Origin of the sequence: Staphylococcus saprophyticus subsp. saprophyticus ATCC 15305 = NCTC 7292 (genome assembly GCF_000010125.1) — a bacterium.
GTDB lineage: Bacteria > Bacillota > Bacilli > Staphylococcales > Staphylococcaceae > Staphylococcus > Staphylococcus saprophyticus.
The window spans coordinates 2,466,722-2,477,843 of sequence record NC_007350.1; the positions used below are offsets into that span (position 1 = coordinate 2,466,722).

Annotated in this window: 10 protein-coding genes; all 10 read right to left on the bottom strand. The window is 35.4% G+C overall.

Features of this window, described 5'->3' with window-relative positions; all coding sequences use genetic code 11:
• Window positions 1-6: 6 nt before the first annotated feature.
• The 10 genes from SSP_RS12065 to SSP_RS12110 all read right to left on the bottom strand — a co-directional run bounded on the left by SSP_RS12065 (window position 7) and on the right by SSP_RS12110 (window position 11,114).
• Window positions 7-918 (bottom strand): sulfite exporter TauE/SafE family protein, encoded by a 912-nt coding sequence (locus SSP_RS12065; protein WP_011303994.1) that lies wholly within the window; start codon window positions 916-918, stop codon window positions 7-9.
• 20 nt (window positions 919-938) lie between these two features.
• A complete protein-coding gene (locus SSP_RS12070; protein ID WP_231844704.1) occupies window positions 939-1,532 on the bottom strand; it encodes an NAD(P)-binding protein in 594 nt (197 codons plus the stop codon).
• Between the two features lie 43 nt (window positions 1,533-1,575).
• The gene (locus SSP_RS12075; RefSeq protein WP_011303996.1) at window positions 1,576-2,316 is read right to left on the bottom strand and encodes a sirohydrochlorin chelatase; all 741 of its coding nucleotides are present in this window, start codon (window positions 2,314-2,316) and stop codon (window positions 1,576-1,578) included.
• Between the two features lie 46 nt (window positions 2,317-2,362).
• The gene (gene cobA / locus SSP_RS12080) at window positions 2,363-3,136 is read right to left on the bottom strand and encodes a uroporphyrinogen-III C-methyltransferase (protein ID WP_011303997.1); all 774 of its coding nucleotides are present in this window, start codon (window positions 3,134-3,136) and stop codon (window positions 2,363-2,365) included.
• 22 nt (window positions 3,137-3,158) lie between these two features.
• On the bottom strand, window positions 3,159-4,868 hold the full coding sequence (locus tag SSP_RS12085; RefSeq protein ID WP_011303998.1) for an NADPH-dependent assimilatory sulfite reductase hemoprotein subunit: 1,710 nt from the start codon (window positions 4,866-4,868) through the stop codon (window positions 3,159-3,161).
• A gap of 15 nt (window positions 4,869-4,883) precedes the next feature.
• Complete coding sequence (locus tag SSP_RS12090; protein WP_011303999.1) at window positions 4,884-6,713, bottom strand: assimilatory sulfite reductase (NADPH) flavoprotein subunit; 1,830 nt, start codon at window positions 6,711-6,713, stop codon at window positions 4,884-4,886.
• Between the two features lie 178 nt (window positions 6,714-6,891).
• Entirely contained in the window at window positions 6,892-7,620 is a 729-nt protein-coding gene (locus SSP_RS12095) for a phosphoadenylyl-sulfate reductase (RefSeq protein ID WP_002484343.1), read from the bottom strand.
• 440 nt (window positions 7,621-8,060) lie between these two features.
• Window positions 8,061-9,206, bottom strand: a complete 1,146-nt coding sequence (locus SSP_RS12100) for a globin domain-containing protein (protein WP_011304000.1) — start codon at window positions 9,204-9,206, stop codon at window positions 8,061-8,063.
• Window positions 9,207-9,488: 282 nt separating this feature from the next.
• Window positions 9,489-10,172 (bottom strand): HAD hydrolase family protein, encoded by a 684-nt coding sequence (locus tag SSP_RS12105; RefSeq protein ID WP_103314612.1) that lies wholly within the window; start codon window positions 10,170-10,172, stop codon window positions 9,489-9,491.
• Window positions 10,173-10,265: 93 nt separating this feature from the next.
• The gene (locus SSP_RS12110; protein WP_011304002.1) at window positions 10,266-11,114 is read right to left on the bottom strand and encodes a ParB/RepB/Spo0J family partition protein; all 849 of its coding nucleotides are present in this window, start codon (window positions 11,112-11,114) and stop codon (window positions 10,266-10,268) included.
• Window positions 11,115-11,122 lie beyond the last annotated feature (8 nt).

The following is an 11,122-nucleotide window of genomic DNA, read 5'->3' on the forward strand; positions in this document are numbered from 1 at the left end:
CTCCTTTTAATCTATCTCATTTGCGTTAACATTCACTTTCTTTTTAGAAAAATCTATGGGTAGCTTCTTATTTTGATATAAAGCGAAAATAATTAAGCCTATCCAAAGCAGTATGACTGCAATTTTTATCACTATGGAAGTTGTTGCATTTAATTGAAAAACACTAATTAGTGAACTGCTATTTGTAAAAATAATCAGCCCACCGACACAGACTGCTAATATATTCATCGGCAAAATTTTAACTAAGCATGCTGCAAAAGGTGCAGCAATCAAACCACCAATACTTAGTGCAATCACTAACCCCCAGTTAATCTGGCTCCATCCCAAGAAGATGATGAAACTGATGGATGCTGAAATAGTGACAAAAAATTCACTTGCAGATACTGTACCTATGGCATATCTCGGTTCTAACTTTTTCTGTGCTAATAATAAAGGTGTATTGACTGGACCCCAGCCGCCACCACCAATAGCATCTAAAAATCCTGCAACTGCGCCTTGTGGAATCATGGCGTAACGCCCGATCGTCGAAGGATCTTTAACAACCGTTTGATGACGTTTATATAAAAATTGATATAAAATATAAATGCCCATTGTTAACAGAAATATTGCTATAAAAGGTTTAATCAAGTCACTATGTATATGACTTAAAAACGCTGCGCCAATAAATGATGTAATCGCACCTGGTATTGCTAACTTAATCATGGTAGGTTTATGTACATTTTCAAATTTCAGATGTGAGGTACCAGAAGCAGCCGTTGTTGCAATTTCTGAAAAATGTATTGTCGCGGATGCAATTGCTGGTGCGATACCAAATGTGAGTAATATTGATGATGATGAAGCACCAAAGCCCATGCCTAGTGATCCATCAATGAGTTGAGCGAGGAATCCTGCAAGTGCAAAGATAAATAATTTATGCATTTGTCGTGCCCCTTCCGACTTTAGTTTAGTGATTCAAGTTTCTTTATCATTTTGATTTGTTTATTTTTATCTCTATAGGATGGATCTAACACATGTTTCAAAAAATCTTGTTTTTCTTGTGTCGTTAAATTACTTCGTTTGATATGCTGTCTGTATTCATATAAAAAATCCACATACGCTTCATAACTGAAATCGAAACGTGCTTTAAACTCTTCTAAAATTTGTGCAGTGAGCGTTGGGCTTGCACCATTCGTAGAAATACTCAGCGTTAATCGCCCTCTTCTTAATATGCTTGGAAATACAACATCACCAGTATGTGCTTTAGACGTCATGTTTAGTAATGCGTGTTGCGGTTTAGAAGCAGCGATTTGTTGATTTACGCGGTTATCATTCGTGGCAGCAATGATTAAATCTGCTTCCGCGATATCATTTACTTCAAATGCTTTAGCACACCAACTCATCTCACCCTGTTCGTAGCGGTGATATAGTGCAACTGTAAGTGAAGGACTAATAACTTTAATATGGGTTGTATAGTTAACTAATGTGGCAATACGGCGTTCAGCAACCTGTCCACCGCCCACAATCACGACGCGTTTATTAGAAATATCTATCATAAGTGGTATGAATGGCATACCATCACTTCCTTGTTAAAATGAATTACTGTGTCACATATTCAAAAGTCTCTTCAACACGTGCTTTCAATGCATCTTGTAAATGTTGATGTTTACCCAATCGTTTACACAATATAATCTCTTTATGATTTTGATATTCTGTAACCGTATCAATGATTTGTTGATCTAAAATACCTGTAAACCATAAATAAGGCACAATATATATTTGGGAACATTCCGTTTGTACTGCGCTGTGTAGTGCATCTTTGAATGCAGGCTTACAAGCTGCTAAGTAGCAAGTCTCGATATCTTCAATTTCAGTTTGTTCATACAACTGTGTCTTGATCGTAGAAATGTCTATTTGTGTTTGGGGATTATAGCTGCCTCTACCGATAATGAGCACTTTTGCATCCGAATTAGGCGTCACGCCAGATTCTTCAATTCTCTGCTTTAATATCTCAGTCAGTCTCGGTTGTACGCCTAACGGTCTGCCATAGGACACATGTACATTAGGGTATCTTTGCTGACTATGTTCAATTTCTGCTGGAATATCTTTGTAGTAATGCCCTGCACTTAATAACAACACTGGCACAACTGAAATCTCTGTCGCACCTTTATCTACTAGACGCTGAAATCCTTGTGCCAAATTCGGACTGGTTAATTCTAAAAAACATGTTTCCTGTAATGGCACATTGACCTGCGCTTTGACTAAATCAATAAAGTCTGTCGCTTCGTTCACTGCATCTGGAACCCTACTACCATGACTCACATATAAGACACCTCGCATAGTTACCCCTCCTTATTTATAGCGATAAACTCAACTATTTTACTTTCTATTGATATGTTAATTTCGCTACTGCTGATTCAACAGGCATTTCTTCAAACCAACTAATACGTTCTCTTAGTTTGACTACTTCTCCGACAACAATCATCGCTGGATTTTCAATATCCTTTGCTACTTCGACAATATTTGATAATGTACCTACCACAGTTTTTTGAAATTCAGATGTTCCTAGATGAACTAAAGCGACAGGTGTCTCAGATGAACGACCATGTTTCATCAATAATTCACTAATTTCAGGTAATTTTTTAACACCCATATAAATACATAGCGTTTCCGGCCCCAATGCAAGATGTTTCCAGTAACTTTCTTTATCTATATTTTTATTAATCACACCTGTTACAAATGCAACAGATGAACTATAGTCACGATGTGTTACTGGAATACCTGCATATGCTGGTGCTGCAACACCTGAAGTGATGCCAGGAACGATTTCGAATGGTATATGATGTTCGGCTAATATCTCTGCTTCTTCTCCACCTCTACCAAAGATAAATGGATCTCCGCCCTTTAATCTTGTGATGGTTTGTCCTTTCTTTGCTAGATTGACGAGTAATTTATTCGTATCTTCTTGTGGTAATGAATGACGATTCGGATCTTTCCCACAATACATAAATTTCGCTGAAGGCGATGCATGATTTAACAACGCCTTGTTCACCAATCGGTCATACAAGATGACATCTGCTTGTTCAATTGCTTTTAACCCTTTAACTGTAATTAGATCAGGGTCTCCAGGCCCTGCGCCTACTAAAAATACTTTCCCCATCCTGTCACCACTTTCTCAATTTTTAACTATGGAATGTTTGCCCATCTCTGACTTCTTCAACGATGCCAGCACGTACAACGAAATCACCAAAATGTTCGCCTTCTGTTCTTTCTTTTGCATACTGTAATAAAATAGGTCTTAAACTTTCTAAAATTTCTGCTTCACCGATATTTTCTTTGTAGATTTTGTTTAATCTATCACCTATAAAGCCACCGCCTAAATACATATTGTATTTACCTGGACCTTTTCCAATAAATGCAACTTCTGCTAACGCTGGTCTTGCACAGCCATTTGGACAACCTGTCATTCTGATCGTAATTTCTTCTTCTTTTAGACCTGCTTCATCAAGTAAATCTTCAATCTTCGTAATCAACGATGGTAAATATCTCTCTGACTCTGCCATCGCCAGTCCACATGTTGGGAAAGCAACACAAGCCATAGAATTACGTCTTAAACCTGTATAATGTTGACCATCTGTAATACCAAAATCTGTGATAATTTTTTCAATTTCATTCTTTTTATGTGCAGCTACATTCGCAATCACAAGGTTTTGATTCGGTGTTAACCTAAAATCACCTGTGTGAACTTCTGCAATCGTTCTTAATGCTGTTTTTAATTTATAATCTTCCGTATCTTTTACACGTCCGTTTTGAACAAAGAGTGTATAGTGCCATTTACCACTACCTTCAGTCCACCCATAGCGATCACCATTATGTTCAAAATGATAAGGACGCTTGTTTTCTAATTGCCAACCTAAGCGATTGTTGATTTCATTTCTAATCCAATCAACGCCAAGTCTATCTACTGTATATTTAAAGCGTGCATTCGTACGTTCTTCACGATTACCATAATCTCTTTGAACCGTTAAAATCTTTTCACATACATCGACGACTTCTTCCTTAGGAATGTAACCAATCAATCTGCCAACTTGTGGATAGGTTGCTGTATTACCATGTTTCATACCCATACCGCCACCTACAGCGACATTAAAGCCAACAAGTTGTTCATTTTCTAAAATAGCGATTAATCCAATATCTTGAGAATAAACATCTATATCATTAGATGGGGGTACTGCGATACCAATCTTAAATTTACGAGGAAGATATGTTTTGCCATAAATAGGCTCTGGTTCTTCATCGCTAGTATCTAAGACTTTTTCTCCGTCTAACCAAATCTCATGATAGGCTTGTGTTTTCGGCGATAAATGTCTACTAATAGCACTGGCAATTTGATTAATTTCACTGTGCACATCCGATTGATATGGATTAGGGTTACACATAACGTTACGATTCACATCACCACAAGCCGCAAGTGTATCTAATAAGGACTGGTTAATATCTTTCATCGTTTGTTTTAAATTGCGTTTTAAAATACCGTGAAATTGAAATGCCTGTCTTGTAGTTAGTTTGATTGTGCCGTTCGCATATGTATTAGCAATATCGTCCATCGCTATCCATTGCTCTGCTGTTGATGCACCTCCTGGCGCACGCACTCTAATCATGAAGCTATACGCAGGTTCTAGCTTTTGTCTTCTACGTTCATCACGTATATCTCTATCATCTTGCATGTAACTACCATGGAATTTTAAAAGTTTCGTATCTTCTTCTGCGATAGCGCCTGTTACTCTATCTGCCAAACCTTGAACAATCGATCCTCGAAGATAATCACTATGTGCTTTGATACGTTCCATTTCATCCAGTTTGTCTGAAAAATTGACTTTTGTTTCAGCCATGTAATCATTCCTTTCTTAGTAAACATCTCTTTGGTAACGTTTTTCTTGTTTCATTTGAGTAAGATAGGCTTCTGCATCTGCTTCTGACATGTCACCTTCTTGCTCTATAACACTACGAATGGTGTCATGTACATCTTTTGCCATGTGTTTTTCATCACCGCAAACATATATTGCTGCACCATCTTGTAGCCATTGATAAAATAGCTCACTTTGTTGGGCAATACGATGCTGAACATAAATTTTTTCTTCTGTATCTCGTGAAAAAGCGAGATCCAGTTTAGCTAATGTTTCATCTTTCAGCCATGCCTGCCATTCTGTTTGATATAAAAAGTCTGTAGTAAAATATTGTTCTCCGAAAAACAACCACGTATTGCCAGATAACCCAAGCTCTTCACGTTCTTGCATATAAGATCTAAATGGTGCTACGCCTGTGCCTGGCCCTATCATAATGACTGGCGTTTCTTCATCAAATGGAAACTTAAAGTTTGGATTTTTTTTAAGGTAAATCGGTAATGTGTCTCCAGGTTGAATCCGTTCTGCTAGTTGGACAGAGCACACACCTTTACGCGTGCGTTCGTGCGCTTCATATCGAACGGCGCCAACGGTTATATGCACTTCATCTGGTGTGGCCTCATAACTACTAGCGATAGAATATTCTCTTGCTGGCAATTTCCTTAGTAATTTATAAAATGTTTCTGGCTTCAGTTCTGAAGTTGGAAATTCTATTAATAAATCTATGACATCGCGACCATCAACATATTGTTGTATCCATTCTGCATTGTCTATTTGACTAAGTAACTCCGTATTGCCAAATAACTCCGCTGCTTTTTGAAGTAATGGTTTCGTCAGCTTAGTAATCTCAAAGTGTTCAGTTAACGCTTTTTCCAATGGCAATGTATCGCCATCATCATTGATTGGAATTTCAATATCTTTATCCCAACCCAGTGTCTCAATCAGTAGTGTCACAATTTCTGGTTCATTTTGAGGTAAGACTACCACGCAGTCTCCAGGTTCAAATGATTCACCGTAATTATCTAATAGCAATTCAACATGTCTAACTTCTTTGTTAGAACCTCGACCATTCAGATTGATATTCTCTAATACTTCAGCTTTGTAAGGATTCGATTTTGAGTAACGTTTTTCTTTGGCAGATTGTACTGTTTCAGTAGAAGTCACCGTTGAACCATGACCTGTAGATTGATTTAGAATTTCAATATTCTTATTCATCCACTTTTCAGCTAAATCATCAAAATCTAAATCACAATCTTGTCTATCCGTAAGGCGTTCAGCACCTAATTCTAATAATTTTGCATCGAAGTCTTTACCTGTTTGGCAGAAATACTCGTATGACTCGTCTCCTAATGCAAGCACGGAGAACCTTACATTTTCTAATTTTGGTGCCTTACGACTATGTATAAATTCATGAAATGTAAGTGCATTGTCTGGCGGATCACCTTCACCGTGCGTGGCAGTAATGACAAATAAATCCTCCACTTTTTTAAATTCCTTTTGTTTAATTTCATCCATTGCCGTTAACTTAACAGTGTAATTATGTTCGACCAGTCGATCTGCAAATATTTCAGCTAAACTTTGTGCATTACCTGTTTCTGAACCATAAACTACGGTAATGTGACGATCGTTGTTTGTTTGGCTTTCGGATTCATTATTTAAAACATATTCTGCCACCTGTTGTGGCGCCTCAGTTGTTTGTGCTACAGCCCCTTGTTGCGCTGTAAGGTAACCGGTTAACCATATTTGCTGTTCAGCAGTTAACGTCTGAAAAATTTGATTTAACTGTGCTGCTTGTTCTTGGTCAAAAGGACTATTTGATACTGATAAATTCACAATGCATTCACCCCGATATTTATTTGATAAATTATAATTATTGTCTAAATAGGTTTAATCAATTTCATTTCTTGCCATATCAACGATATAGCAATCGAATTTTATATCTTCTACAACATTCATTATATTTCCGATACGAATACTAGGTTATTAGTGTAAAAAAAAGAATTTACTTAATTTATGGTTTATTCGTCGTATGTAGACCACATTCCGTCTTAGTAGAATTCGTCCATCTACCTGCTCTTGAATCACCATTACCAGAAACGGCCTCAGTACATGGAATACAACCAATACTTGGAAAATTGAAATCATGTAGTTCGTTATAATGTAAATCATGCGCTTTAATATAATCCCACACATCATCCCAAGTCCAATGAATCAGAGGACACACTTTTACTGATTTGAATCGTTCATCTTTATTAATAAAATTAGTTGCCTGTCGACTCGGTGATTGTTCTCTTCTTAAACCTGAAACCCAAGCTGTCGCCCCAGATAGCACTTCTTCAAGCGGTTTAATTTTACGAATATAACAACATTGATTTGGATCTTGTTTCCATAAAGCTGGCGCAACTTGATCCGCTTGTTCTTCTAAAGTAAGACTCGGTTGTTTAAGCTTAATGTTTAATTCCGGATAACGTGCTTTAACACGGTCTATCAAATCGTATGTCTCTTGAAAGTGGAGATTCGTATCTAAAAATACAATTTCCGCATCTTTCTTCACACTAGAAATTAAATCAATTAAAATCATGCCTTCTGCACCGAAACTACATGAATAAATAATAGAATCACCATATACATCGTAAGCCCATCTAATCACTTCACGTGCACCTTTAGTTTCATCAGTGATATCCAGTGTTTCAAAAGCGTGTGGATTGAAATCATCATACGTAATTTTTGTTTCTGACATTAACGGGTCCACCCCTTTTCTTCTAATGTACGCTTACTTAAATTCAAGTTATACTTCGTTTTTTGAATTATTTGAAAATAATTATGCTACACACTTTACTCATTGAAATTTTTTATGTCAAGTTTGTGTTTATTAAAATAAATATATTAATTTTTTGACAAAATACACCTTTGAAACCGCTTTAAAAAGCGAAGTTAAAACGTTTTATAATAATTATTTTCACAAAATAGTCATAATAATCTAGTTACTTTCAAATCGCCCTAAAGCCTATGGTTATCATGTTTTAAATTTTTTTTAAAAATTTTTTAAATTTTAATAATAATTCTAATCTAGAAACAAAAAGCGCAGGTATATAACATCAAATATTTAATTTGATGTTATATACCTGCGTTGCAAAAATGATTAAATCTCTAATACCATAAATCTTTAATCCTTTTATATTATACTGAAAAACTGAGTCTTGGTATAAATGTTTCAAAATGAACATGATTCATAGAAATACCTAATGTTTGTAATTCAGCAATCATTGCTTTTAAGAATGAGTTACCGCCACACACATAGATCTCCGTCTCATTGTCCACATATTGACGCAGTTGTTCTGATTCGATAAAACCATCTTCATCACGAAAATGAATATCAAACTGGGCATGGTCTGATTGATTTGCAATTGTAGTTAATTTTTCTTCAAAAGCAACATTTTGTGCGTTAGATGTTGATTGTAAGAAAATAGCTGGTGTACCTATGTTAACGGCTTCATTAAACATTGAGACAAGCGGTGTAACCCCTACACCTGAACCCAAAAATAATTGTTTGTTTTCTGTATTTTCTAATTTAAATCCACCTACTGGGGCAGATATATTTAAAATGTCACCTTCAGTTACTTCATCGTGTAACACAGTAGAAACTTCACCTTCGTGCGCTTCAGTAACATCTCTTCTTACACCAAATGTTAAGTAACTTTCATCTCCATCAACAATGGAATAGTGTCTTTTTGCACGATAAGGTAATTTTTCACTAGAAATATCTACAGTTATATATTGTCCTGGTATAAATTGACTTAAATCAATGCGATTTGATGTGACAGTAAATGATTTAATAAGTTCTGTCTCCTCAGTGATATTTGTAACTTCAAATGGTTTAAAACCTTCCCATGCCATTTGTTTATAAATATCTTTTTCTAAACCAATAAAGGTATCAGCGATAGCTCCATAAGCTTTTATCCATGTTTGAATAATAGGATCATTATTTTCTAAACCTGTCACTTCTTGGATTGCCCAAATTAAATTTTCTCCAACAATATCATAATGTTCCGGTTGCACTTGTAAAGCACAATGTTTATAAACTACAGGCATTATTGCTGGTACGATAGGTGTTAAATCTTCAATGTTTTCCGCTGCTGCCAGTACTGCCATAGCAAGTGCTGATGATTGCAGTCCCTTTTTTTGATTTGTTTGGTTAAATACATTTTTTAATTCTGGATGCACTTCAAATAACCTTTTATAGAAAATTTCCGTAATAGTTTGTCCTTTTTCTTTAAGTAATGGCACTGTATCTCTAATTGTTTGAATTTCTCTTTCTGTTAACATATTATACCTCCTAATTACTTCTCACCACTATTATCGTACGAAATAATATAACTTACAATCATTAACAATTAATTCAAACATTTTCTAAATGCATAGTTCACAAAATGTTAACTAATTAAAAAAAGTATAAATTCAAATTCTTTGGTATGTATTGATTTGCTCACATTTTATAAATTGAAATCGTATATTGTATGATCTAAAACTTTAATCCACTATGATTAGTCAACTAAAACCACGCTAAAAAGTCTGTACTTCACTACTTTTTAGCGTGGTTTTTTATTCTTATTTTTCACTTAAGTATAAATCTTCTATGACTGTTGCTACGGATTCAGCATTATTTTGAATATACACATCATAAGCCTCAGAGCAGCCTGATGTGCCAGTCACATAAAAAGATTGTTGGGCATGGTTTAATAATTGCGTATCGTTCACATCATTTCCAAAGGCAATATAGTTTTGTGCACCAATCATGTACTTTAAGGTAGAGTGCTTATTAATGTTTATGGCTGTAATATCTATGCTATGATCCACTTCGTGTATATGGATTGATAATACATCCTCGTAACTTTGAAACCATTGTTTAAGTGCTTTAAATGTTTTTTCCTCAGTCGCGAATAGAATCACCTTAATTGGATGTTGAATATGAGCAACCTTCACATTCTTTGCTAAACCATCTGGATCTAATTGTCTATAAATTGGATGGCTTTCACTTACGTTAGCAGCATAGTCAAAATCTCCATCGATAATATATTTTAAATCATAATCGCTGATTAACTTCACAATCTTTTCAAATAAATCATTCGGGATATAAGCCATGGTTTGAATTTCTCCAACTTTTGAAATAATAGAGCCATTTCCACCAATGAGCCAATGATTACTGTAATCTCTAACAACTGGTAACAAATCACCTATAGGTCGTGCTGACGCAAATATGATATCGTGTTGCCGATTCAATTGCTGTATCACTTGATTTAACCGTCATTCTATAAATTTGCCATTAAAACAAATTGTGCCATCTATATCAAAAACAAATATCATAGTCATACCTTTTTTAAATTTTTATTCGTCATGCTGATATTTAGCATTTAACTGATGAATTAATCGTTTAAATTCATCCTCTGATTTAAATTCAAACGTAATTTGGCCTTTTTTATTTTTAGTGGAAATAGCTACATTTGCACCATATTGCGCTTTAAGTTGACGTTCTTGTTGTCTAATAAACTTTGGTTTTGTTGCCTTTTGTGTAGCCTCTACTTTATCTTTATTATCACTATAATGTGTAGTGACATAATGTTCTAATTCTCTTACACTCCATGCCTCACGGGAAGCTTGTTTGGCAATTTGTTGCATTTTTTGTTTGTCCTTAACACTTAATAATGTGCGGCCATGAGCGCTTGATAACGCACCATCTCTCACCATATTTGAAACAGTCTGTGGCAAGTTTAATAAACGCAACATATTCGCAATGTAAGGTCTAGATTTACTTAGACGTTGCGCAACATCTTGCTGCGTTAAATTTAAGTCATCCATCAATTTACGATAACTTTCCGCTTCTTCAATTGCATTTAAATCCTCACGCTGTAAATTTTCAATGATTGCAAGTTCCATCATATCTTCATCCGTAAGTGATTTAACAATCGCAGGTATTTCAGTCAATCCCGCAATTGTTGCAGCACGAAATCGCCTTTCGCCGACAACGATATGATAGCCAGAAATCGTTTTTCTCAAAACGATGGGTTGTAATATGCCGTGAAGTTTAATTGATTTGGCAAGATCATTTAATCGTTCCTCATCAAATGTTTTACGTGGTTGATATGGATTTGCCTTAACAGTAGTCATAGCTATTTTTTGAATATTTTCGTTATCTTCTATGGTTAATTGCTCATCTTGATGATTTTCGATTGTCAAACACCTAC